The sequence below is a fragment of the Rhodoplanes sp. Z2-YC6860 genome, from assembly GCF_001579845.1.
Taxonomy (GTDB): Bacteria; Pseudomonadota; Alphaproteobacteria; order Rhizobiales; family Xanthobacteraceae; genus Z2-YC6860.
The window spans coordinates 1,704,326-1,725,935 of the sequence record NZ_CP007440.1; the positions used below are offsets into that span (position 1 = coordinate 1,704,326).

The 21,610-nt window shown below is 65.9% G+C and carries 24 protein-coding genes; 10 read left to right on the top strand and 14 right to left on the bottom strand.

The genetic code is table 11. The features are described from left to right. The first annotated feature begins 4 nt into the window (after positions 1-4). Positions 5-718, top strand: coding sequence for a response regulator (locus tag RHPLAN_RS07900; protein WP_442971809.1), 714 nt, complete (start codon positions 5-7; stop codon positions 716-718). After that, positions 715-2,124, top strand: a complete 1,410-nt coding sequence (locus tag RHPLAN_RS07905) for an ATP-binding protein (protein WP_068015705.1) — start codon at positions 715-717, stop codon at positions 2,122-2,124. Before RHPLAN_RS07900 ends, RHPLAN_RS07905 begins: the two co-directional genes overlap by 4 nt. A 123-nt stretch (positions 2,125-2,247) precedes the next feature. Here RHPLAN_RS07905 and RHPLAN_RS07910 read toward each other — a convergent pair whose 3' ends face one another. Then, a complete protein-coding gene (locus RHPLAN_RS07910) occupies positions 2,248-3,831 on the bottom strand; it encodes an alkaline phosphatase D family protein (RefSeq protein WP_068030794.1) in 1,584 nt (527 codons plus the stop codon). A 76-nt stretch (positions 3,832-3,907) separates the two neighbouring features. Beyond that, positions 3,908-4,816: a LysR family transcriptional regulator gene (locus RHPLAN_RS40100; RefSeq protein ID WP_068015707.1), complete on the bottom strand. Its 909-nt coding sequence runs from the start codon at positions 4,814-4,816 to the stop codon at positions 3,908-3,910. A 129-nt stretch (positions 4,817-4,945) separates the two neighbouring features. On the opposite strand from RHPLAN_RS40100, the gene RHPLAN_RS07920 reads away from it, so the two are divergent. From RHPLAN_RS07920 to RHPLAN_RS07935, 4 genes are all read left to right on the top strand, one after another. After that, complete coding sequence (locus RHPLAN_RS07920) at positions 4,946-6,382, top strand: MFS transporter (RefSeq protein WP_068030797.1); 1,437 nt, start codon at positions 4,946-4,948, stop codon at positions 6,380-6,382. Between the two features lie 93 nt (positions 6,383-6,475). Next, entirely contained in the window at positions 6,476-7,108 is a 633-nt protein-coding gene (locus RHPLAN_RS07925) for a hypothetical protein (protein WP_068015708.1), read from the top strand. After that, positions 7,095-7,496, top strand: coding sequence for a transcriptional regulator (locus RHPLAN_RS07930; protein ID WP_068015709.1), 402 nt, complete (start codon positions 7,095-7,097; stop codon positions 7,494-7,496). The genes RHPLAN_RS07925 and RHPLAN_RS07930 overlap by 14 nt, the downstream gene beginning before the upstream one ends. A gap of 25 nt (positions 7,497-7,521) precedes the next feature. After that, the gene (locus RHPLAN_RS07935) at positions 7,522-8,253 is read left to right on the top strand and encodes a di-trans,poly-cis-decaprenylcistransferase (RefSeq protein ID WP_068015710.1); all 732 of its coding nucleotides are present in this window, start codon (positions 7,522-7,524) and stop codon (positions 8,251-8,253) included. 6 nt (positions 8,254-8,259) lie between these two features. On the opposite strand, the gene RHPLAN_RS07940 is transcribed toward RHPLAN_RS07935, so the two are convergent. From RHPLAN_RS07940 to lgt, 8 genes are all read right to left on the bottom strand, one after another. Then, positions 8,260-8,991: a hypothetical protein gene (locus RHPLAN_RS07940; protein ID WP_068015711.1), complete on the bottom strand. Its 732-nt coding sequence runs from the start codon at positions 8,989-8,991 to the stop codon at positions 8,260-8,262. Between the two features lie 77 nt (positions 8,992-9,068). Next, positions 9,069-9,905 (bottom strand): pyrroline-5-carboxylate reductase, encoded by an 837-nt coding sequence (gene proC / locus RHPLAN_RS07945; RefSeq protein ID WP_068015712.1) that lies wholly within the window; start codon positions 9,903-9,905, stop codon positions 9,069-9,071. Positions 9,906-10,039: 134 nt separating this feature from the next. After that, positions 10,040-10,540, bottom strand: coding sequence for a type III secretion system chaperone family protein (locus RHPLAN_RS07950; protein WP_068015713.1), 501 nt, complete (start codon positions 10,538-10,540; stop codon positions 10,040-10,042). 309 nt (positions 10,541-10,849) lie between these two features. Then, positions 10,850-11,803, bottom strand: coding sequence for a ribose-phosphate pyrophosphokinase (locus tag RHPLAN_RS07955; protein ID WP_068030802.1), 954 nt, complete (start codon positions 11,801-11,803; stop codon positions 10,850-10,852). Positions 11,804-11,947: 144 nt separating this feature from the next. Beyond that, entirely contained in the window at positions 11,948-12,709 is a 762-nt protein-coding gene (locus RHPLAN_RS07960; protein WP_157100131.1) for a hypothetical protein, read from the bottom strand. 188 nt (positions 12,710-12,897) lie between these two features. Next, positions 12,898-13,668, bottom strand: coding sequence for a peptidoglycan editing factor PgeF (pgeF, locus tag RHPLAN_RS07965; RefSeq protein WP_068015720.1), 771 nt, complete (start codon positions 13,666-13,668; stop codon positions 12,898-12,900). Between the two features lie 15 nt (positions 13,669-13,683). Next, positions 13,684-14,778 (bottom strand): class I SAM-dependent methyltransferase, encoded by a 1,095-nt coding sequence (locus RHPLAN_RS07970; RefSeq protein ID WP_068015722.1) that lies wholly within the window; start codon positions 14,776-14,778, stop codon positions 13,684-13,686. Positions 14,779-14,788: 10 nt separating this feature from the next. Next, the gene (gene lgt / locus RHPLAN_RS07975; protein WP_068015725.1) at positions 14,789-15,625 is read right to left on the bottom strand and encodes a prolipoprotein diacylglyceryl transferase; all 837 of its coding nucleotides are present in this window, start codon (positions 15,623-15,625) and stop codon (positions 14,789-14,791) included. A 131-nt stretch (positions 15,626-15,756) separates the two neighbouring features. Between lgt and RHPLAN_RS07980 the strand changes: the two genes are divergently transcribed. The 4 genes from RHPLAN_RS07980 to ychF all read left to right on the top strand — a co-directional run bounded on the left by RHPLAN_RS07980 (position 15,757) and on the right by ychF (position 18,856). Next, complete coding sequence (locus RHPLAN_RS07980; protein WP_068015727.1) at positions 15,757-16,020, top strand: accessory factor UbiK family protein; 264 nt, start codon at positions 15,757-15,759, stop codon at positions 16,018-16,020. Positions 16,021-16,290: 270 nt separating this feature from the next. After that, entirely contained in the window at positions 16,291-17,037 is a 747-nt protein-coding gene (locus RHPLAN_RS07985; RefSeq protein WP_068015730.1) for a 50S ribosomal protein L25/general stress protein Ctc, read from the top strand. 24 nt (positions 17,038-17,061) lie between these two features. Then, positions 17,062-17,670: an aminoacyl-tRNA hydrolase gene (pth, locus tag RHPLAN_RS07990; protein ID WP_068015734.1), complete on the top strand. Its 609-nt coding sequence runs from the start codon at positions 17,062-17,064 to the stop codon at positions 17,668-17,670. Between the two features lie 79 nt (positions 17,671-17,749). After that, a complete protein-coding gene (gene ychF, locus RHPLAN_RS07995; RefSeq protein ID WP_068015737.1) occupies positions 17,750-18,856 on the top strand; it encodes a redox-regulated ATPase YchF in 1,107 nt (368 codons plus the stop codon). 219 nt (positions 18,857-19,075) lie between these two features. On the opposite strand, the gene RHPLAN_RS08000 is transcribed toward ychF, so the two are convergent. The 4 genes from RHPLAN_RS08000 to RHPLAN_RS08015 form a co-directional block, all read right to left on the bottom strand. Further along, positions 19,076-19,366: a DUF4282 domain-containing protein gene (locus tag RHPLAN_RS08000; protein ID WP_068015739.1), complete on the bottom strand. Its 291-nt coding sequence runs from the start codon at positions 19,364-19,366 to the stop codon at positions 19,076-19,078. 137 nt (positions 19,367-19,503) lie between these two features. Beyond that, positions 19,504-19,821, bottom strand: a complete 318-nt coding sequence (locus RHPLAN_RS08005) for an AzlD family protein (protein WP_068015741.1) — start codon at positions 19,819-19,821, stop codon at positions 19,504-19,506. Next, positions 19,814-20,542 carry an AzlC family ABC transporter permease gene (locus RHPLAN_RS08010; protein WP_237180078.1) on the bottom strand — a complete coding sequence of 243 codons (729 nt, stop codon included), beginning with the start codon at positions 20,540-20,542 and terminating at the stop codon, positions 19,814-19,816. Before RHPLAN_RS08010 ends, RHPLAN_RS08005 begins: the two co-directional genes overlap by 8 nt. A gap of 58 nt (positions 20,543-20,600) precedes the next feature. Next, positions 20,601-21,446, bottom strand: a complete 846-nt coding sequence (locus RHPLAN_RS08015; RefSeq protein ID WP_237180079.1) for a DUF3313 domain-containing protein — start codon at positions 21,444-21,446, stop codon at positions 20,601-20,603. Between the last annotated feature and the right edge of the window lie 164 nt (positions 21,447-21,610).

Genomic DNA, 21,610 nt, shown 5'->3' on the forward strand with positions numbered 1-21,610 from the left:
GGTCATGGCCGCAGTGCCCATCCCGATTCCGCCGGCGGACGACGCGCCGCATCTGCTCGTGGTCGACGACGATCGCCGCATCCGCGATCTCTTGTCGCGCTTCCTCTCGACCGAAGGCTATCGCATCAGCACCGCCGACAGCGCGGCGATGGCCCGCGCCAAGCTGTCGAGCCTCAGCTTCGATCTGCTCGTTCTCGACGTGATGATGCCCGGCGAGAACGGCTTCGATTTCGCCCGCGACATCCGCAAGTCGTCCGCTGTGCCGATCCTGATGCTGACCGCGCGCGACGGCGCCGAGAGTCGTATCGCCGGATTGGAGATCGGCGCCGACGATTACGTCTCCAAGCCGTTCGAGCCGCGCGAACTGGCGCTGCGCATCGCCAACATCCTCAAGCGCGCCAAGCCCGCGGCGACGCCGCCACCAGAGTCGGCGCGCTTCGGTCCGTTCGTCTATCACATCGCGCGCGCCGAACTGCGCCGCGGCGAAGAGGCGATCCGCCTCACCGACCGCGAGCGCGAGATGCTCACTGTGCTTTCGAGCGCACCCGGTGAGACCGTGCCGCGTGCGGCGCTCGCCGGCAACGGCGGCAGCGTCAACGAGCGCGCGGTCGACGTGCAGATCAACCGGCTGCGCCGCAAGATCGAGGTCGATCCGACCAATCCGCTGTTCATTCAGACGGTGCGCGGCACCGGTTACCGGCTGGTGATTTCGCCATGACGAGCCTTGACGTCGGCCTCGCACATTTGCGCACGGCGGCGTCCCATGTCCGGTCTGCGGCATTTCACGCAACGGAGCGCTGGAAGCGTTTCGACGCCTGGCTCAAGCACTGGCTGCCGAAAGGTCTCTACGCTCGCGCGCTGCTGATCATCATCGCGCCGATGGTGATCCTGCAGTCGGTGGTCGCCTTCGTGTTCATGGAGCGGCACTGGAATCTGGTGACGCGCAACCTCTCGGCCGCCGTGGTCGGCGACATCGCCTCGCTCGCCGAGATGACGCGGGTCTATCCGCAGGACCCCGATTTTTCGCGACTGAGGGGGATCGCGCAGAACCGCATGGGGCTGACGGTCGATTTCCTGCCGCTCGCCGACATGCCGCCGCCGGGACCGAAGCCGTTCTTCTCGCTGCTCGATCAGGCGTTGTCGGTGGAATTGCGCAAGCAGATCGGCCGGCCGTTCTGGATCGACACGGTGGGCCGTTCCAATTTGGTCGAGGTCAGGGTCCAGCTCGATAACGCCGTGATGCGGGTGTTCGCGCGACGGAGCGCAGCCTACGCGTCGAACTCGGAGATCTTCCTGCTCTGGATGGTCGGCACATCGCTGGTGCTGCTCACGGTGGCCATTGGCTTTCTGCGCAACCAGATCAGGCCCATCCTTCGGCTGGCCGACGCCGCCGAGAGCTTCGGCAAGGGCCGCGATGCGCCGGACTTCAAGCCGCGCGGCGCCCGCGAGGTGCGGCGTGCGGCGCAGGCGTTCATGGAGATGAGGCAGCGTATCGAGCGCGCCATGGAGCAGCGCACCGCGATGCTCGCAGGCGTGTCGCATGACCTGCGCACCATCCTCACGCGCTTCAAGCTTGAACTGGCGCTGCTCGGCGACAGCCCTGAGATCGAGGCGATGAAGAAGGACGTCGACGAGATGGGCCGCATGCTCGAGGCCTATCTGTCATTTGCCCGCGGCGACACCGGCGAGCAGGCCGAACCGACCGACATGGCCGAATTCCTCGATGAGCTGAAGACCGACGCCGAGCGCAACGGCCACCAGACCAACGTGGCGTTCCACGGCTATCCGATCGTCACCGTGAAGCCCGCGGCTTTCAAGCGCTGCCTCGGCAATCTCGTGTCGAATGCCGCGCGCTTTGCCGACACCATCGACATCACCGGGCACCGCGACCATCGCTATCTCACCGTCACGGTCGACGACGACGGCCCCGGCATTCCGACGCATCTGCGCGAGGACGTGTTCAAGCCGTTCCTGCGGCTCGACGACGCGCGCAATCAGGACGAGGGCGGCACGGGTCTCGGCCTCGCCATCGCCCGCGATATCGCCCGCTCGCATGGTGGCGACATCACGCTGGATTCGAGCCCGCTCGGCGGCCTGCGCGTGCGGGTGAGGGTGCCGGTGTAGCAACGAGTCATTCCGGGGCGCGCCGAAGGCGCGAACCCGGAATCCATTCGAGAAGGCGGCGCTTGCGTCTGGATTCCGGGTTCGCTCGCTGCGCTCGCGCCCCGGAATGACCGTGGGGCTCTATTAGCCCTCGATCGCCCCGGCCTTTCCGCTCTCGACCACATAGCTCTTCAGTGTCGACACCGTGGCCTGCGGATCGGTGACATCCGACACCGTGCGATAGCGCGTCTGCATCCGCTCGCGCGTCAGATCCACCGACACATAGCCGCGGAATTTGGGCTCGAAGAAACGGATGTGCGGATTGTCCCGCGCATAGCGCCGCATCTGCTCTTCCGGCGGCGGCGTTGCGGTGACCGATGTGCCGACGAATTCGGTCGCCACCACTGGCGAACTCGGCTTGTCGAAATCGAGCTTGAGGTCGTTGGTCCAGTACGAGTGAATATCGCCGCTGAACACCACCGGATTGCTGACCTTGGCGTCGCTGATGTGCTGCAGCACCCGCGCGCGGTTCGATGGATAGCCGTCCCACGCGTCGGTCCAATGGGCGTCGCGCAGATCGCCCTCATTGGTGCGAAGCCGTGCCATCATCACGTCCTGGCCGAGGATGTTCCAGCGCGCCGGTGATTGCGCGAAGCCGAGATACAGCCATCCCTCCTGCTCGGTGCCGAGTATCGAGCGGTTTTCGTCGAACAGCTCCGGACAGCTGGCCGCGGTCTCGAGATGACCGCGCCCCTTGCGCGGCGGCCCATAGCACGCCCCGCGCGAGCGATACTGCCGGCCGTCGAGCATCGAGACCCGTGCCAGCTTACCGAAATCGAAGCGGTCGTAGATGCGCATGCTCGGGCCATTGGGCCGCGACAGCCGCGGAGACAGCGGCATGTGCTCGTAGAAGGCCCGGTAGGCCGCGGCGCGGCGCAGCAGGAACTGCTCCGGCGCGATGAAGTTCGCCGACCATTGGTCGCCGTAGTCGTTCTCGACCTCGTGGTCGTCCCAGGTGATCAGCCCCGGCGCCTCGGCGCGCAGCCGCTGCAGGTCGGGATCGGTGTGATACTGCGCGTAGCGATTGCGGTAGGTCGGCAACGTCGTCGCCTCGACACCGTCGCTGTGCGCCCGCACGGTCGGATGCCGCTTCTCGATGTATTCGTAGATGTAGTCGCCGAGATACATCACGAGATCGGGATGCTCGTCGGCGAGATGCCGATAGGGCGAGAAATAGCCAAGCTCATAATGCGAGCAGGATACGGTGCCGAAGCGCAGGCGATCGAGATCGGCGCCCGCGGCCGGCGCCGTCATGGCGCGTCCGGTGCGGCTCACAGCCTCGCCGCTCATGAAGCGGTACCAATAGGGCCGGCCGGGCTCGAGGCCGTCGACCTCCAGATGCACCGAATAGGCGAAATCCCGGTCGGCCGACGTGATGCCGCGCACCGCGATGTCCTGGAACGCATCGTCGCGTGCGATCTCGTAACCGACGTCGATCGTCGGTCCGCTGATGCCGCCAAGCAGGCCGGACTCGGAAACGAAAGGCTCCGGCGCGAGCCGCGTCCACAGCACAAAGCCGGTCGGCCGTGGACAGCCGGCCGCAACGCCCAGCGTGAACGGCGTACCGCTCCGCCAGGTCCGTTCCTGCCCGGCCGCGCGGCCGATCAACGCCGGCGCAACCACAGAGGACGCCGCGAGATGGAGAAACCGGCGCCGGTTGATGGTCATGGTGTTTCTCTTGAAGCGCGAAAGCATGAGGCAAGGAAGTAAGCCGCAAAACTAAACCGCCGGCTTTGTGATGTCTCTATGGCCGACCGGCGGTCCGCTTCATGCAGGCGTCGCGCACGCAGCCGCGAAGCCAGCGATGCGCGGGGGCAGCGTCGAGCCGCGGATGCCAGATTAGCGAAATCGTGATCTCGGGCACCGCGACGGGAAGGCGAAAGCTATGCATCCCGGCACGCAGGCTGCCGGTGTGGCGTTCGGGCACGCTGGCGATGAGGTCCGACGAGCGCGCCAGCGCCAGCGCGGTGGCAAAGCCGCCGACGATGGTGACGATCTGCCGTTCGAGCCCGAGCGGCTGCAAGGCTTCGTCGATCGGGCCGTTGTCGAGCCCGCGCCGCGAGACGATGACGTGCCGGCCGGCCGCATAGCGGGCGGTGGTGATCTTGCCGCGGCTCAGCGGATGGCCCTTTCGCACCACGCCGATGAACCGGTCGCGGAACAGCGCCTGCGCGCGCACCTCCGGACCGATGGAATCCCCGACCACGCCGGTTTCCAGATCGACCGTGCCGTCGCGCAGCGGCGTCGAGTCCTTGCTGGCCTTCTGCATGAAGCGCAGCCGCACACGCGGCGCTTCCCGGCCGACGCGGGCAATAAGGTCGGGTCCGAAGCTCTCAACAAACCCTTCGCTGGTCCGCAGCGTGAAGGTGCGGTTGAGCTCTTTGATGTCCAGCGCCTCGGTGGGGCTCAACACCGCATCGGCGTCCTGCACCAGCTGGCCGACGCGCCCGCGAAGCTCGAGCGCGCGCGGGGTCGGCACGAGGCCGCGTCCGGCGCGGACCAGCAGCGGATCGCCCATCGTGTCGCGCAACCGCGCCAGCGCGCGGCTCATCGCCGACGGGCTCAGCCGCAGCTTGTGCGCGGCGCGCGCCACGCTGCCTTCGGCGAGCAGCACGTCGAGGGTCACCAGCAGATTGAGATCGGGCCGCGGCATGATGGATGCATAGCATGGTTTGGAAGCGATGTGGCGTTGAACGCACGAATAACATGCAACTCGTGCATCTTACGCCATATCGCCGCAGGGGCTAGATTTGGACCGCGGGGCCAGATCTCGGAGTTGACGTTGAAACCGACCGTTGCAGGGCAAGGCGAGGCGCAGGCCGTGAGCGCAGAACAGTCATTCTCCGCTCGCCAGGTGTTGGCGAGCCTGTCGCTCTCCATGCTGCTGTCGTCGCTCAGCACCAGCATCGCCAATGTCGGTCTGCCGACGCTGGCGCAGGCGTTCGGTGCCTCGTTCCAGGCCGTGCAGTGGGTCGTGCTCGCTTATCTTCTGGCGGTTACCACGCTGATCGTCAGCGCCGGGCGGCTCGGCGATCTCGTGGGTCGCCGCCGTCTGCTGCTCGCCGGGCTCACGCTGTTCACGCTCGCTTCGATCCTGTGCGGTCTGGCGCCGACGCTCTGGCTGCTGATCGCCGCCCGCGCCGCGCAAGGGCTTGGTGCGGCCGTGATGATGGCGCTCACCATGGCGTTCGTGAGCGACACAGTGCCCAAAGAGAAAACCGGCAGCGCCATGGGCCTGCTCGGCACCATGTCGGCGATCGGCACCACGCTGGGTCCGTCGCTCGGCGGTGCGTTGATTGCAGGTTTCGGCTGGCGGGCGATCTTTCTGATCAACGTGCCGTTGGGCCTGCTCACCTTGCTGCTCGCGTATCGGTATCTGCCTGCAGATCGCCCGCGGCAGCCCGAGCGGGCAGGCTTCGACCATCCAGGCACGCTGCTCCTGGCGTTGACGCTTGCGGCCTATGCGCTTGCGATGACGTTGGGTCGTGGCAGCTTCGGCGCGCTCAATGTTGCGTTGCTGTCGGCAGCGTTGATTGGCGCGGGCGTGTTCGTGCTCGTCGAGGGGAAGGCCTCTTCACCGCTGGTCCGGCTCAAGATGTTCGACAATCCGGTCTTGAGCGCCGGCCTCGCGACGAGCGTGCTGGTCTCGACCGTCATGATGACAACGCTGGTGGTCGGGCCGTTCTATCTCGCCGGCGCGTTCGGACTTCAGGCGGCCCTCGTCGGGCTCGTTCTCTCCGTTGGTCCGCTGGTCGCAGCGTTCACCGGAGTGCCGGCCGGCCGCATCGCGGACCGTTTCGGCGCCGAGCGGATGATCTTCGTCGGACTCGCCGGGATCGCGGCCGGGTGCTTCCTTCTGTCGTTGCTGCCCGATGGCATCGCGAGCTATGTCGCGTCGCTGGCGATCATGACCGGCGGTTATGCGGTGTTCCAAGCCGCGAACAACACGACGGTCATGACCGATATTCAGCCGCAGCAGCGCGGCGTCGTCTCCGGCATGCTCAATCTGTCCCGCAATCTTGGGCTCATCACCGGTGCATCGGTGATGGGCGCCGTGTTCGCTCTCGCATCGTCGGCGCACGATGTCGCAACGGCGCAGCCCAACGCGTTGGCCATGGGGATGCGGATCACGTTTGCGATTGGCGGTATGCTGATGATCCTGGCGCTCGCGATCGCGCTGGGCGGCCGCGTTCTCGCATTGAAAAGCGTCGGTCGCTAACCATTCAGCCCGTCGCCTTGAAAAAGCCGTTGCCGCTATTTACAGCTCAGTGTACTTTGCGTTGTAAAGTTCCGCCCGATGCCATGGGGGCCGATGAAAGACCTTGAACGGGCTTTGGCCGACATCGCCGAGATTCGCACCCAGGTGGCGCGCGGTGCCGAGTTCCGCGGCTATGGTCCTATGACGGTGGCGGCGACCGCGGTGCTTGCGGTCGCCGCGGGCGTGGCGCAGCAGCTCTGGCTGCCTGATCCTGCGGCCGAAATGGCCGGCTATCTGATGCTGTGGATCGCGACTGCTGTCATCTGCGTCATCCTGATCGGCAGCGAGATGATCGCGCGCACGCGATGGATTCATTCCGGGATCGCCGATGAGATGATCCATGCCGCGACCGAACAGTTCATTCCGGCAGGCGTTGCCGGCGCGCTTCTCACCTTCGTGCTGTTTCGCTTTGCGCCCGACACGCTGTGGATGCTGCCCGGGCTGTGGCAACTGATCTTCAGCCTGGGCTTCATCGCCTCGTGCCGCTCGCTGCCGAAGCCGATGTTCGCGGTCGGCGTCTGGTATCTCGGTTCGGGCCTGGCATGTCTCGCTTACGCCCACGGCGTGCACGCGCTCTCGCCCTGGGCCATGGCGCTGCCGTTTGGAGCGGGGCAGCTTGCCATGGCTGCGATTCTCTATTGGGGCGTGGGCGACACCAGCACTGAGGACGGCGATGCCGGACAATAACCAGAAGAACGATCAAAGCGGCCGCTTCGCCTATGACGGGCTCGACCGCGTCATTCACGAGAAGGCCCGGCTCGGCGTGCTGACCTCGCTGATCGCCCATCCCAAAGGGGTTGTGTTCGGCGAACTCAAGAAGATGTGCGCGCTCACCGACGGCAATCTCAGCCGGCATCTGGCGGTGCTGGAAGAAGCCAAGCTGATCGAGATCGTGAAGGGCTACGAGCACAACCGCCCGCAGACCACCTGCCGGATCACTGCGCTCGGCCGCAAGCGCTATGTCGAATATCTCAAGGTGCTGGAGCAGGTGGTGCGCGACGCTGCGCGCGCGGCCAAAAGCGCCGGTGTGACGGATCTCGCGTCGCTCGGCCTCGGCAAGCTGAAACCGACTTGAAAAATTTTTACATGGAGACTTTGTAATGCAAAGCGAGATGGTGCAGCAGGGTCGCCTGCACGTGGCGATCATCATGGACGGCAACGGCCGCTGGGCGACGCGACGCGGCCTGCCGCGCTCCGCCGGCCATCGTGCCGGCGTACAGACGGTGCGGCGCGTGGTCGAGGCCGCGCCCGACCTTGGCATCGGAACGCTCACGCTGTTCGCGTTCTCGTCCGACAACTGGCGCAGGCCTTCGCAGGAGGTGAGCGCGCTGATGGCGCTGCTGCGGCACTATCTGCGCGCCGAGCTGGCCCGGCTGATCGACAACGGCGTGCGGCTCACCGTGATCGGCCGGCGCGACCGGCTGCCGGACGGCCTGGCCGAGGAGATCACCCAGGCCGAGCAGGCGTCGTCGACGGGTACGCGGCTGCATGTGCGGATCGCGCTCGATTATTCGTCACGCGATGCGATCGCGGCCGCGGCGGCGCGCTGGCAGCCCGATCATCTGCCGTCGCGCGAAGCCTTCGATCGCTTTCTCGCAGGACCCGAGGCCGCGTGCGGCCATGAGGTCGATCTCTTGATCCGCACCGGAGGCGAGAAGCGGTTGTCGGATTTCCTGCTCTGGGAGTCGGCCTACGCGGAGCTTTGCTTCATCGACGCGCTGTGGCCCGACTTTGACGCCGAGGGCCTGGGCGCCTGCGTCGCCGATTTCTGGCGCCGCGACCGCCGTTTCGGCGGCCTGTCGAAGCCCACGCCGCTGGTTGCCGCCGAATAGACCGCGCTACAACGCGATGCGGTCGTCGTAATCTTCATCCCGATATCGCTCGCGGCGGCTTCTGCGGGCGCCGCGCAGCCGGTCACGGAACGCGCAAGCGGCTTCGGGAATGCGCAAGAGTTCGTCGAGTAGGCCGACGAGGCGCTGGCCGCGCGCCAGCTGGCTGTCGAGCGCCGCCAGCGTCTTGGTCTGATCGTCGTCGTCATCGACCCAGGTGCGCAGCACATTGGCGAACAGCATCGCCAGCCCTTGCGCTCGCACCATGCCCTTCGGGCCCGAGGCGTTGATGCCGGCCGCGGTCAGCATCCACTGCTGCGAGCGCACCGTCATGGCGTTGAGCGCCAGCGTCAGCGGCGGATTGCGCCGCGCCGAGCGCATCAGCGAGCGCACCGCTTCCTTGTGCGGCGCCAGCAGTTCCAGGCGGCGCATCAGCACGTCGAACAGCCGCTCGCGGGGGTCTTCCTCATCCATATCGGCATCGCCGCCAGCGAGCACCTGGCGGTCGAGATCCTTCACGTGAGCGGCCAGAATCGCCATCGTCGAGGAGAATTCACCGCGCAATTCGGCGAGCGAGACACCGGCGCGCTCAGCGAGATCGGCAAATCCGATCTTCTCGATGGGCTGCTCGGCGAGCAGCGCCATGAAGGCTTCGACGATTTTTGCGCGAGGCGTGTCGGCGGGCGGCGGGGCGGCGGGAGTGGAGCGGCGGGCTTTGGAACGGGCGGCTTTGCGGGCCATGACGCGCCTCCTGGTTACATTGCTGCTAACTTAGTGCTGCGGCCCGGCCATTCCAAGGCAACTCAAGCAAGGCGACGCTACCCGGCAAGCTCCTTGCCTCGCCGCGTCGCCGCCGCAATCGCCTTGGTCATCAGCGGCGGCACGCCATCCGCGCTCATCAGCACATCAAGCGCGGCAGCCGTGGTGCCACCGGGCGATGTCACATTCTGGCGCAACGTCGCGGCCGGAAGCGGCGAGCGGTGGAGAAGCTCGCCCGAGCCTGCGACGGTTTCGCGCGCGAGCTTCTCGGCAAGCTCTTTCGGCAACCCTGCGGCTAAGCCTGCCTGCGCCATCGCTTCGGCGAGCAGGAAGACATAAGCGGGACCCGAGCCCGACACCGCGGTGACGGCATCCATCAGCGCTTCGTCGTCGACCCATTCGACCGAGCCGGTCGCGGCGAGCAGGCCATGCGCAAGCTTCTTCGCCGGCGCTTTCACTTTGGCATTGCCGACCGCGACCGTGATGCCGCGGCCGATCGCGGCCGGTGTGTTCGGCATGGCGCGCACCACGGCGGACGTTCCGAAATGCTTTTCGAGGAAGCCGAGCGGCCGGCCGGCCATGATCGAGACCACGACAGTCTTGGGTCCTGCGAGCGACGCAAGCGTCGGCAGCACATCGGGTGCTGTTTGCGGCTTCACCGCGAGCACCATGGCGGCGACGTTAGCGATTGCGTCCTTGGGGTTGATGCGGACGCCGCGCCTGGCCAGCGCCTTGATCTGCTTCGACGGCTGCGGGTCGATGATGACGACCTTCTTCGGCGGCAGCTTACGGGCGAGCCAGCCGTCGAGCATGGCGCCGCCCATCTTGCCGGCGCCGACCAGCACCAACGTGCCGGGAATGGAGGCGAGGGAGTTTGGTGTTGGCAATTTCGGCATGATGGCGCACTTGCTCCGCTGTCATGCCCGGCCTTGGGCCGGGCATCTCGATAAGGATGGCACAGTTGTGCCTCCCTAAACGAGATGGCCGGGACAAGCCCGGCCATGACGTGGATAGAGCAGTGCGAAAAGGCTTAAGCCTCGCCCGAGGTCTCGAACATCGCAGCGTCCAGCGCGGCGCGAGCCGGCTTGCCAGCCCAGACCACGAACTGGAAGGCCGGGAAATAGCCCTCGCAAGCCTCCAGCGCGCTCGCCAGCAGCGCCTGGCACTGCTGGCTCGTGGCGTCGACGCCGCCGGCCAGCACCAGCGAATGGCGGAACATCACCATGCCGTCGCTGCTCCACAGGTCGAAGTGCCCGACCCAGAGCTGCTCGTTGATCATGGCGATGAGCCGCTGCACCTCGTTGCGGCGGCGCTCCGGCACCTTGATGTCGAAGGCGCAGGCCAGATGCAGCGCTTCGATGTCGTGCATCCAGGTGAACGACACCTGGTAGTCACTCCAGCGGCCGCCAACCAGCATCGTGATCTCGTCCTCGCCAGCGCGCTCGAACGACCAATCGTTGATCGCCGCGATCCTCTCGACCACGTCGAGCGGATTCGCTCGAGACTGCTCTGGAAGCTGGAATTGCGCCATGCCGTATCCTGTTTCAGTCGCCTGGAAGTGAGCTGGCGCGCGCAAACTCACGCGCACGCGACGCAATACGGCACGCGATGACTCCGACACCGTTCCGGTGAGACGCAAGGTCTCCGAACCGACGATCCATTGACTCGATCGCCGCGAATCGCTTGCAGGACTGAATATACGCGGTTCGACTCGGCCCGCAACGCTGGGGTGCTACAACGAAGTCATTGAATCGTCGCGCAATTCACAGGTAACGCGAGAACCTGCATAGAGGCTCGATTCTCGGGCTGTCAGGCCGCCGGTTTGAATGTGGATAGATTGTTAATCGAACAGGCTGGAGACGGATTCTTCGGCGGCGGTGCGGCCGATCGCTTCGCCGATCAGCGTCGCGATCGACAGCACGCGGATGTTGCGCGCCACGCGCACCGCTTCGGTCGGCTGGATGGAATCCGTGATGACCAGTTCTTTGAGCTTCGATGCCGTGACACGCGCCACCGCGCCGCCCGACAACACGCCGTGCGTGATGTAGGCGGTTACCGCTTCGGCGCCGTTCTTGATCAGAGCCTCGGCGGCGTTCACCAGCGTACCGCCGGAGTCGACGATGTCGTCGATCAGGATGCAGGTGCGGCCGGCGACATCGCCGATCACATTCATGACTTCGGATTCGCCGGCGCGCTCGCGCCGCTTGTCGATGATGGCGAGCGGCGCGTTGATGCGCTTGGCAAGGCCGCGGGCGCGCACCACGCCGCCGACGTCGGGCGACACCACCATCAGGTTGTCGAGCTTGTAGTGCTCCTTGATGTCGCGGACCATCACCGGCGAAGCGAACAGGTTGTCGGTCGGGATGTCGAAGAAGCCCTGGATCTGACCGGCGTGCAGGTCGAGCGTCATCACGCGGTCGGCGCCCGCATTGGTGATCAGGTTGGCGACGAGCTTGGCCGAGATCGGCGTGCGCGGCCCGGGCTTACGATCCTGCCGGGCATAGCCGAAATACGGCACCACCGCGGTGATGCGGCGCGCTGAAGAGCGGCGCAGCGCATCGATGATGATCAGCAGCTCCATGAGGTGGTCGTTGGCCGGATAGGACGTCGACTGGATCACGAAGACGTCGGCGCCGCGGACGTTCTCCTGGATCTCGACGAACACCTCCATGTCGGCGAAGCGCCGCACCACCGCCGCCGCCATCGGCGTCGCGAGGTAGGAGGCAATGGCCTCGGCCAGCTTGGGATTGGAGTTGCCGGCGACGAGCTTGATTGCTCCGTTCTTGGCCGCCATGGCGCGCTCCTGGGGGTCGATCAGCGTACGCAGCATTGACGGGGTGTACCAAGGGGCTCCGAGCCCTTGCAATATGCGGGGTTTCATTGTCCCGCAAGTTTTTCCGATGCGGGCCTGCCGGCAACAGCCGGGACGGTGATCCGCCTATTGTTCGAGGACCGCGGGTGTCACGGCGGCTGACCGGGTGGCGGGTGCAGCCGCCGCCGGGCGCCGCCTGGCGGGGGTCGCTGAAGGCGCAGGCGCCTTGCTGGTCGCCTCAGCCGGTGGCTCGCTTTGGGGCGTGGATTCGGGCTCGGAAACGGCCGTTGTCCGGAAAATGCCGGCAGCTTCCGGCGAATCGTCGCGATTTGACACCAGCACCGGCAGCAGCGGCTCGGTGACCGGGGGCTGAGCCTGGCCGGGCGTTGCCAGGAAGGTCGCGATCCGCTCCATGCCGGCCCGGGAGATGTCGCGCAGCACCCGCTCGTCGGCCACCGTCCAAGCGTCCTTACCAGCATCCTTGCCGCGGTGGGCGCCGGCCGGTTCCTCGCCGTTGATGCGCAACGCCCGGTGCTTGTCGGCGTCATAAACGTCCCAGACCCAGGAGAACGAGGTCTTGTCGCGGTCGACCAGGGCTGTGACATAACCGCGAACCCGGAAGGTCGCAGCGGCCTGCCGCGGCACCACGGCGATCTGGCGGGCCGCGGCCTCCTCGTTCAGCGAGGCGACGAGCTTCTTGAACACCTCGGGCGGAGGGCCGTCGATCGAATCGAAGGTGATGGTTGCACCCTGGACCGAGGCCACGGTCGTCGGCGCGAATTGCGCCGCCTGTTGCGACGCGCAACCGGCCACGAGCGCTGCGAGCAGGGCTGCAGCCACGACGCCGGCCAGGCGCGACACAGACTCGTGTGACAGACGCGTCGGCACGCAGAACGCGCGCCGGACTCCACCGCACCGCATTGACGACCCCTGCTGGACCGCCGTCTTCTCATTTGAATCGAGACGACCGGACCATACCCCTGCGAACGGTAGCGGCATTTGCCGCCGCGGTCCATCGCACCGAACTGGAATCGGTCGAGGCTGTGGAGGAGCGAACAGCGAATAGAAGATTGATTCTATTCGCTATTGATCGCGATCGCGTTGATGTGCCGGCCGTAGTCCGGCTCCTTGCGATGCGTCGAGCGCCGGTACGAATAGAACTGCGCCGGATCGCCGTAAGTGCAGAGGCCGAGATTTTCGATCTGCGTCAGGCCTGCCCGCTTCAGGCGTTCGACCACATAGCCCGGCAGATCGAACATGGCGTGACCGGCGCGTTCGCCTTTGGCGAAGTGGCGCGCGTTGGTCTTGTCGTCGGCCAGAAACCGATCGATCAAATCCTGGCCGACTTCGTAATTGCGCTGGCTGATCATCGGACCCGCCGCGGCGGCGATGCGCTCGCGCTTGGCGCCGAGCCGCTCCATCTCGTGGATGGTTGCTTCGAGCACGCCGGTCAGCGCGCCGCGCCAGCCGGCATGGGCCGCGCCGACCACGCGCGCCTCGCCGTCGGCGAACAGCACGGGACCGCAGTCGGCGGTGCCGATGCCAACGCCCAGCCCCGGCGTGCGGGTCACGATGGCGTCGGCGCGCGGCCGCTCCGCGGCCGGCCACGGCGCATCGGCCACCACCACATTCGGCGAATGGATCTGATAGACGCTGAGAAAGTTCTCCGGCGTCACGCCAATGGCCGCCGCCATCCGGGCGCGGTTCTCCGCGACCTTCGCCGGCGCGTCGCCGGAGCCGAGCCCGCCGTTCAGGCTTTCATAGATGCCGTCCGACACGCCGCCCGTGCGCGTGAAGAAAGCGTGGCGGATACCGGGCAGGTCGGTGAGCGAGCGGGCCTGGAGCATTCAGGTTGGTCTCTGTTACTCGAAGCCCGGGACGGTCTTCATATCCGGGTGCGTGATGGCCAGCGCCTTGAACAGCCTGCCCATGCCGCCGCGGCCCTGGCCGAGAAGCCTCTGGCAGGCGCTGTCGATCTCCGCGCCCTTCTCGGGCGACGCATAGGTTTTCAGCGCGGCGGCGCGCTTCTCGATGCCGAGATTGCGCAACAGCCGCGCCTGATCGACCGGACCGTGAATGCGTGCGCCCATGCTGTCCGCGGTCGAAGCAATCGCCTCGAAATCGACGTGCGCTGTGAGATCGACCTCGCCGGGATTGTGCAGCGCGCTGACGAAATTGTGGTTGCCGACCGCCTGCAAGGTGTCACCGGCCGCGCTCTTCAGATGCCCGTAGTCGATGATCAGCGCCGCACCCAGTTCACGCCTCATGCGCTGGCCGATGGCGAGCGCGAGGTTGTCGGTGCGCCATTCGTAGATCGAGCCGACCGGCGCGTCGCGCACGGCTGGTGGCACCAACTGGTCGAACAACGGGATCACGTCGCTCGCGATTCCGAATGCCAGATTGCCGGAGGCATCGACCTCGACCACGCGCTCGTACCAGCCGTTGAACTGCTTGATCGCCTGGTTGATCGGCAGCGCGTCGAAGAACTCGTTGGCAAGGATGATGGCAGGCCCGTCGGGCACCTCGTCGAACGTCTCGTGCCACATCGCCGGCACGTCGATGGTGCCGAGCATCTGCTGCTGCCGCTCGCGGAGCTTGGGGTTGATCTCGACCAGATGCAGCACGATCGCCGCGCGGAAGGCGGGCACCACCTGCGCGGCGCGCATCGCATCGATCAGCATGGTGCCGCGGCCGGGGCCAAGCTCGATGAGCCGCACATTCTCCGGCTGACCCATCATGTGCCACGCCGATGCGGCCCAGAGCCCGATCAATTCGCCGAACACCTGGCTGATCTCGGGCGACGTGATGAAATCGCCGGACACTCCGAACGGATCGCGGGTGACGTAGTAGCCGTAATCCGGATGGGTCAGGCACATCGTCATGAACTGCCGGATCGGCATCGGTCCGGCGAGCTTGATGCGCTTTCGGATTTCGTTTTCGAGTGGCGACAGGTCCATGGCGCCGACTTTAGGCGGTGGGTTGACCGGCCGGCAATGGCGGCCGCTTCAGCGCCACAGCGATAAAACCGAAACCCACCAGCATCAGTGGTATCGAGAGAAGCTGGCCCATGGTTGCGCCGCCCCAGAGGAAGCCAAGCTGCACATCGGGTTCCCGGAAAAACTCGCAGATGATTCGCGCGATCGCATAGCCCACAGCGAACAGCCCGATCGTCAGTCCGGGCCGCTTCAGCGCGCCGGCCCGCATGCAGAGAAACAGCACGAGTCCCAGCACCAGCCCTTCGAGGGACGCTTCGTAGAGCTGGCTCGGATGGCGCGGCAGCGGGCCCGCGCCTGGAAACACCATGGCCCAGGCCACGTCGGTCGGGCGGCCCCAGAGCTCGCCATTGATGAAGTTGGCGCAGCGGCCGAGCAGCAGTCCGATGGTGGCGGTGGCGCAGGTCAGATCGCCGAGCGACAGGAATGGAATGCCGCGCACGCGCGCGAACAGCACCACGGCAAGCACGCAGCCGATGAAGCCGCCGTGAAACGACATGCCGCCCTTCCAGAGCTGCACGATTTCGAGCGGGTTCTGCATGAAGTGCGGGAAATTGTAGAACAGCACATAGCCGGTGCGGCCGCCGAGAATGATGCCGAGCGTCACCCACAGCACGAAGTCGTCGAAGTCGATGAGGGTCAGCGGCGCCGGCCCGCCCCAGTACCGGTCATTCTTGATCAGGGTGCGGGCATAGAGCCAGCCGAGCAGGATGCCGACGATATAGGCCAGCGCGTACCAGCGGATCGAGAACGGCCCGATCGTGACCAGCACGGGATCGAAAGCTGGAAACGGCAATGTGAGAGATGGCATGGAGCGGCCCGAAGGGTGAAAGCCCTGATGCGGTCAGGAACGCGGCGAAGTCAAGGCGCGGGCACTCTTGCAGCGCCGTCATCCCATCGCCATTGTGGTGGGATCAAACCATTTCATTCCCGGAGACACCGATGACCCAGACCAACAACCGGTTCTTCGACGAGGCAGCGCGCCTGATGAACGATGCCGCCGGTGTCGCCCAGGGTGTGCGCCGCGAGTTCGATACGCTGCTGCGCAGCCAGGCCGAGCGGATCCTCGCCGACCTCGACGTGGTGCGGCGCGACGAATTCGAGGCCGTGAAAGACATGGCCCGGCTCGCCCGTGAGGAAAACGAGGCGCTGAAGGCCCGGATCGCTGCGCTGGAGGCCAAGCTGGGGGCGACCGGGCAGGGTTAATTCCGGCGCCAAAGTAGGGCGTCATTCCGGGGCGGCCCGCAGGGCCGAACCCGGAATCCAGTACAACAGGCAGTCCCGATGGTCTGGATTCCGGGTTCGCGCCTTCGGCGCGCCCCGGAATGACAGCGGAGATTGCCGCTTTCCTTGTCTTTACCCCCCATCGCGGCTATACAGCCGCCGGTTTCGCGGCTCCAGCACCCCTGGAGGCATGCCGCGACCACAAAACCAGCAATCAAACGCTGAAACACGAAGGTTCAGAAAGGTTTAGTCATGGCGACCGTCAAGGAAATCAAGGCGACGGCGCGTCCGCGGGCAGGCAAGGGGGCCGCCAGGTCGGAGCGTCGCGCTGGTCGAGTGCCGGGAGTGATCTACGGCGATAACAAACCCCCCATCACGATTTCGCTCGATTACAGCGAGCTGCGGCAGAAGGTTTATGCCGGACGGTTCCTGACCACGATCTATGACCTCGAGCTCGACGGCCAGAAGCACCGCGTCATTCCGCGCGACTTCCAGCTCGATCCGATCCGTGACAACCCGCTGCATGTCGACTTCATGCGGCTCGGCGAGGGCGCGGTGATCCGCGTCGCGGTGCCGATCCGCATCACGAACGCCGACAAGTCGCCGGGCGTGAAGCGCGGCGGCACCGTCAACATCGTCGCCCACACCATCGACGTGGTGGTGAAGCCGGAGGCCATTCCGGAATTCATCGAGGTCGACGCCGGCGCGCTCGAGATCAACCACTCGATGCACCTGAGCGACATCAAGCTGCCGGAAGGCGTGAAGTCGGCGACGATCCGCGACGTGACTCTGGTCACCGTGGTGCCGCCGTCGGGCTACGCCGAAGAGCTGCGTCAGGCGGCTCAGGCGGCTGCTGCTGCGGCCACCGCCGCTGCGACGGCTGCGGCTGCTCCGGCAGGCGCTGCTCCTGCTGCGGGCGCGGCTCCTGCCGCGGGTGCTGCTCCGGCCGCAGGTGCCGCTCCGGCCGCTGCGCCGGCTGGCGGCGCTGCGAAAAAGTAAGGAAGCCTCACGCGGGCGGTTGCAATGCTGCTTTTCGTCGGGCTCGGAAATCCCGGCGCGAAGTATGCCGGCAACCGCCACAACATCGGCTTCATGGCTGTCGAGGCCATCGCCAAGCGCCACGGCTTGCCGCCGTGGCGCAGGCGTTTTCAGGGCGTCGCGACCGAAGGGCCGATCAATGGCGTGCGCGTGCAGCTCCTGCTGCCCGGCACGTTCATGAACGAGTCCGGCCGCGCGGTGGTCGAGGCCATGCACTTCTACAAGACGACACTGGCGGATGTGGTGGTGTTTCACGACGAGCTCGATCTGCCGCCCGCAAAGGTGCGGGTGAAGCTCGGCGGCGGCATTGCCGGCCACAACGGACTGCGTTCGATCACCGAGCACATCGGCAACGACTACCGGCGGGTGCGGCTCGGCATCGGACATCCCGGCAAGGAGCAGGTGCTGAGCTATGTGCTGAACGACTTCGCCAAGAGCGAGCGGCCCTGGGTCGAGGCGTTGACCGACATCATCGCCGACAACGCGCAACTGCTGGCGCGCGGCGAGGATTCGACCTTCCAGAACAAGGTGCACCTCGCCATGGACGCCAAGGGCTTCACCCCGGATGTCGTCGTCGGCAAGGCTGCGAACTGAAAAGGCTGCGAACTGAACAAGCGCGTGCGTTGAAAAAATCAGCGCCAGCGGACATCGAGACACTGGGACTGAGACGATCATGGGTTTCAAATGCGGTATCGTCGGCATGCCGAACGTCGGCAAGTCGACGCTCTTCAACGCGCTGACGCAGACCGCCGCGGCGCAGGCGGCGAATTATCCGTTCTGCACCATCGAGCCGAACATCGGCGAGGTGGCGGTGCCCGATCCGCGGCTCGATACGCTCGCCAAGCTTGCGAAGTCCGAGCAGATCGTGCCGACGCGGCTGTCGTTCGTCGACATCGCGGGCCTCGTGAAAGGCGCCTCGAAGGGCGAGGGGCTCGGCAATCAGTTTCTCGCCAACATCCGCGAGGTGGATGCCATCGCTCACGTGGTGCGCTGCTTCAAGGATGACGACGTCACCCACGTCGAAGGCCGCATCGATCCGACCGCCGACATCGAGACCATCGAGACCGAGCTGATGCTCGCCGATCTCGACAGTCTGGAGAAGCGCGTCGACAATCTGGAAAAGAAAGCCAAGGGTTCCGGCGAGGAAGCCAAAGAGGCCAAGGAAGCGCTGAGTCTGATCAAGCGCGCGTTGACGCTGCTGAAGGATGGCAAGCCGGCGCGGTTCGTGGAGCGCAAGCCCGAGGAGGAGAAGCTGTTTCACCAGCTCGGCATGCTCACCTCGTTGCCGGTGCTTTACGTGTGCAACGTCGAGGAAGCCTCAGCCGCCAACGGCAACGAGCTGTCGCAGAAGGTCGAGGCCCGCGCGAAGGAAGAGGGCGCGGCCTGCGTGGTGATCTCGGCCAAGATCGAGTCGGAGGTCGCGGCGCTGCCGGCCGAAGAACGCGAGATGTTCCTCGCCGATCTCGGCCTCAAGGAAACCGGCCTCGACCGGCTTATCCGCGCCGGCTACGACCTGCTGCATCTCGTCACTTATTTCACCGCGGGCCCGAAGGAGGCGCGCGCCTGGACCATCGTCAAGGGCACCAAGGGCCCACAGGCCGCGGGCGTGATCCACACCGACTTCGAGCGCGGCTTCATCCGCGCCGAGACGATCTCGTTCGATGACTTCGTGAAGTACGGCGGTGAGGCCGGCGCCCGCGATGCCGGCCGTCTGCGGCTGGAAGGCAAGGAGTACGTCGTCGCCGACGGCGACGTCATGCACTTCCGGTTTGCGACTTAACTCACAGCGAGAAACAACCGCTGCGGCGTCGGTGGTGCCTCACCCTCCCCTGGAGGGGGAGGGTCGCGAGCGAAGCTCGCGGGGTGGGGTGAACTTTCTCTGTCGTGAAGGATCACCCCACCCCGACTGCCTTCGCTTCGCTGCGGCAGTCGACCCTCCCCCTCCAGGGGAGGGTGACGGTGCTCGTTGCACGATCGACTCTATTTCAAACAGTCCTGCTTAAATATCGCCTCGGCTTCGCAGCGCCCCGAGGTGCTCGTTGATGCGGAACACGATCAGGATGAACTCCGAGGCGATGCGGGCAAAGATGATGCCTGCCATGGCGCCGACGATCGCGGCGAGCAGCATCAGGATGCCGGCGCCGGGGCTGATCACGATCAGCCGGAACGCCTGGGCGATCCCCGACAGCCCGAACAGGATGATGATCGCGACCGCAAGCCAGAAGAACAGCTTGATGATCGACGGAGTCACAAACCGCTCCCACTGAAACAGGTCGTTGAAGCTGAACATAAATCCTCCTGCCGCCCGGAAGCCTTCGACGAATCTAGCAATCCAAAACGATCATGTCCGATTCGTGCCGTTAATGCGGCAGATCGGACGCGATGTGAAGCCCTGTCGAAAACCGGCATTGTGGCCGGTGGATTGGCTCAGAGCCCCAGGCTTCGGACCAGGGCCGCAATGGCCGTGCCGGCCAGCATGGCGGCGAGGGCGCTGCGCGTGAACGCCATCACCAGCGCGGCCGTGCCGACCGCGATCCAGATGCGCGGTCCCGCCGTGGCCGTGCTGGACCAGGTGCTCGCGGCAACGATCGAGATCAGCACCGACACCGACATATATTTGAGAAAGGCTTCGATGCGCGGTGTGATGGCGACGGTGGACATGATCCAGACGCCGCCGAGCCGCGTCGCCATCGTGACGATCGCCAGAAGGGTGACGGCGGCGATCGCCGCAACGGTGTCAACCATGGCGCCACACGCCCACAGCGCCTCCCGCGAGCGCGCCGGCGACGATGTGCCAGCCCGGCGGCAGCAGATAGGTGCCGGCGATTGCGACGGTCGCGGCGGCGATCCATGGCAACAGGTCGGCGGCCCCCTTGAATTGCCCGACAATCACCGCGGTGAAATAGGCCACCATCACGGCGTCGAAACCGAAGCGCGACACGTCGCCCAGCAGCGAGCCCGCCAAGGCGCCGGCGGCCGAGCTCGCGATCCACATGATCCACATGACGAGACCGCTGCCGAACAGCACGCCCGCGTCCATCTCGCCGCGATCCTGAGCCGCCATGGTGTAGGCAAAGTTCGCGTCGTTGATCAGACACAGCGCAGCGAACCGTCGGAAAATGGGAATCCGCAGCAGCCATGGCGCGAGCGCCGCCCCGAGCAGGATGTGGCGCGCATTGACCGCGAGGACCGTCAGCGCGAGCGTCGCCAGCGGCAGCGGCGCGTGCCAGAGGTCCAGCGCTGCGAACTGCGACGCGCCGGCGAAGATCGCGATGCTCATGAAGATGCTGATGCCCGGCGCGATGCCCTTGGCCGAGGCGGCAACGCCGAAGGCCAGGCCGAACGGGATCACGAATGCCGCAACGGGCGCAATCTCGATCGCGCCGCGCCGCACGCCGTGCGCGGTGAAACGCGGGTGTCGGAGTCTGTGTGAATCGCCCGGTTGGTCGGCCATGTCGTCCGGCATGGACGTCATTTGAGGCAGCGCGGCCGATCAATCAAGCCGCGGCTGTGCTGTGGACGATCTAATCCCGGCCGTTCGTCGCGCCCTTGTCGGTCCACTTCGGCGGAAGTCCGAGGTTGTCGCCGACCATGCCGACCAGACCGGGCGCTCGTCCAAAGGACTCGCAGGCCGGATACTTCGGGGCGCCGCCGAGAAGGGCCTTCAGGCGCGCGTGCGACGGCATCGATGGCGGCGCACCGAATGGCGTCGCGCCTTTGACCAGCAGCATGCTGAAGTCGCCGCCGAAGTCGGCCGCCAGGCTGTAGGCATCGGCCTCTTCCGCGACTCGTCCGGAGCCCATGAATGCAGTGGCGCCACGCCCCCAGATCATTGCGGCTTTCTGATTGCCCTGCGGATCGCGCGCCTCGGCTTCCAGCGACAGGCTGCCGAGCCCGATCGGGATGCGCGGCACGGGGACAGGCACGCCGGGCAGCAGCACGGACTTGGCGACCGATGCGCCTTTGGAAAAGCCGACCGCGATCGGGTCGGTCGGATTCACGTGCGTCACGATGGCGTGGATCGTGAGATCGGCGGGCTGCGACGGGTCGACCACCTCGAAGCGCTCGCTCAGGCCTGTGCACAAGCTTCGGTCGACGGCGTTGGTGACGAGATTGCGCTGCTCTTCGGTGAAGGGCGTGGGCGCCGCGCTTGAAAATGTGGTCGGCACGATGGCCACGGTTTTTGCCGCGAGCACATCGTCCTTGTGCACATTCAGCAGCGTGCGGGTGAGCAGCCCATCCGAGGGCTTCAGATTGTCATAGGAACGAAGCGACCCGGCACGGTCCAGCGGCGCGCTCGCGCAGCCGCCGGCCAACAAGCTCAGCGACACCACCGCTGACCAGAGCCGCAGCGTTCCGGGGCGCTGCATGCGAGCGCCGGGCGGCGAACGCCACGGCAGATGAACCTGATGACAGGCAGGAGCCGGGATCGTCGCCATTGCACACACTGTCGCCCCGCGCTTCGATCGAAGCGCATTCGGTGAGGAAGCTCGATAATCGCACTGAGTGTAAAAATATTTGGTGGCTGCTTTAT

Excerpts from the sequence above, each read along its gene's own strand:
- RHPLAN_RS07900 (WP_442971809.1), top strand. The coding sequence starts at position 5 with ATGGCCGCAGTGCCCATCCCGATTCCGCCGGCGGACGACGCGCCGCAT.
- RHPLAN_RS07905 (WP_068015705.1), top strand. The coding sequence starts at position 715 with ATGACGAGCCTTGACGTCGGCCTCGCACATTTGCGCACGGCGGCGTCC.
- RHPLAN_RS07910 (WP_068030794.1), bottom strand. The coding sequence starts at position 3,831 with ATGACCATCAACCGGCGCCGGTTTCTCCATCTCGCGGCGTCCTCTGTG.
- RHPLAN_RS40100 (WP_068015707.1), bottom strand. The coding sequence starts at position 4,816 with ATGCCGCGGCCCGATCTCAATCTGCTGGTGACCCTCGACGTGCTGCTC.
- RHPLAN_RS07925 (WP_068015708.1), top strand. The coding sequence starts at position 6,476 with ATGAAAGACCTTGAACGGGCTTTGGCCGACATCGCCGAGATTCGCACC.
- RHPLAN_RS07930 (WP_068015709.1), top strand. The coding sequence starts at position 7,095 with ATGCCGGACAATAACCAGAAGAACGATCAAAGCGGCCGCTTCGCCTAT.
- RHPLAN_RS07935 (WP_068015710.1), top strand. The coding sequence starts at position 7,522 with ATGCAAAGCGAGATGGTGCAGCAGGGTCGCCTGCACGTGGCGATCATC.
- RHPLAN_RS07940 (WP_068015711.1), bottom strand. The coding sequence starts at position 8,991 with ATGGCCCGCAAAGCCGCCCGTTCCAAAGCCCGCCGCTCCACTCCCGCC.
- proC (WP_068015712.1), bottom strand. The coding sequence starts at position 9,905 with ATGCCGAAATTGCCAACACCAAACTCCCTCGCCTCCATTCCCGGCACG.
- RHPLAN_RS07950 (WP_068015713.1), bottom strand. The coding sequence starts at position 10,540 with ATGGCGCAATTCCAGCTTCCAGAGCAGTCTCGAGCGAATCCGCTCGAC.
- RHPLAN_RS07955 (WP_068030802.1), bottom strand. The coding sequence starts at position 11,803 with ATGGCGGCCAAGAACGGAGCAATCAAGCTCGTCGCCGGCAACTCCAAT.
- pgeF (WP_068015720.1), bottom strand. The coding sequence starts at position 13,668 with ATGCTCCAGGCCCGCTCGCTCACCGACCTGCCCGGTATCCGCCACGCT.
- RHPLAN_RS07970 (WP_068015722.1), bottom strand. The coding sequence starts at position 14,778 with ATGGACCTGTCGCCACTCGAAAACGAAATCCGAAAGCGCATCAAGCTC.
- lgt (WP_068015725.1), bottom strand. The coding sequence starts at position 15,625 with ATGCCATCTCTCACATTGCCGTTTCCAGCTTTCGATCCCGTGCTGGTC.
- RHPLAN_RS07980 (WP_068015727.1), top strand. The coding sequence starts at position 15,757 with ATGACCCAGACCAACAACCGGTTCTTCGACGAGGCAGCGCGCCTGATG.
- RHPLAN_RS07985 (WP_068015730.1), top strand. The coding sequence starts at position 16,291 with ATGGCGACCGTCAAGGAAATCAAGGCGACGGCGCGTCCGCGGGCAGGC.
- pth (WP_068015734.1), top strand. The coding sequence starts at position 17,062 with ATGCTGCTTTTCGTCGGGCTCGGAAATCCCGGCGCGAAGTATGCCGGC.
- ychF (WP_068015737.1), top strand. The coding sequence starts at position 17,750 with ATGGGTTTCAAATGCGGTATCGTCGGCATGCCGAACGTCGGCAAGTCG.
- RHPLAN_RS08000 (WP_068015739.1), bottom strand. The coding sequence starts at position 19,366 with ATGTTCAGCTTCAACGACCTGTTTCAGTGGGAGCGGTTTGTGACTCCG.
- RHPLAN_RS08005 (WP_068015741.1), bottom strand. The coding sequence starts at position 19,821 with ATGGTTGACACCGTTGCGGCGATCGCCGCCGTCACCCTTCTGGCGATC.
- RHPLAN_RS08010 (WP_237180078.1), bottom strand. The coding sequence starts at position 20,542 with ATGCCGGACGACATGGCCGACCAACCGGGCGATTCACACAGACTCCGA.
- RHPLAN_RS08015 (WP_237180079.1), bottom strand. The coding sequence starts at position 21,446 with ATGCAGCGCCCCGGAACGCTGCGGCTCTGGTCAGCGGTGGTGTCGCTG.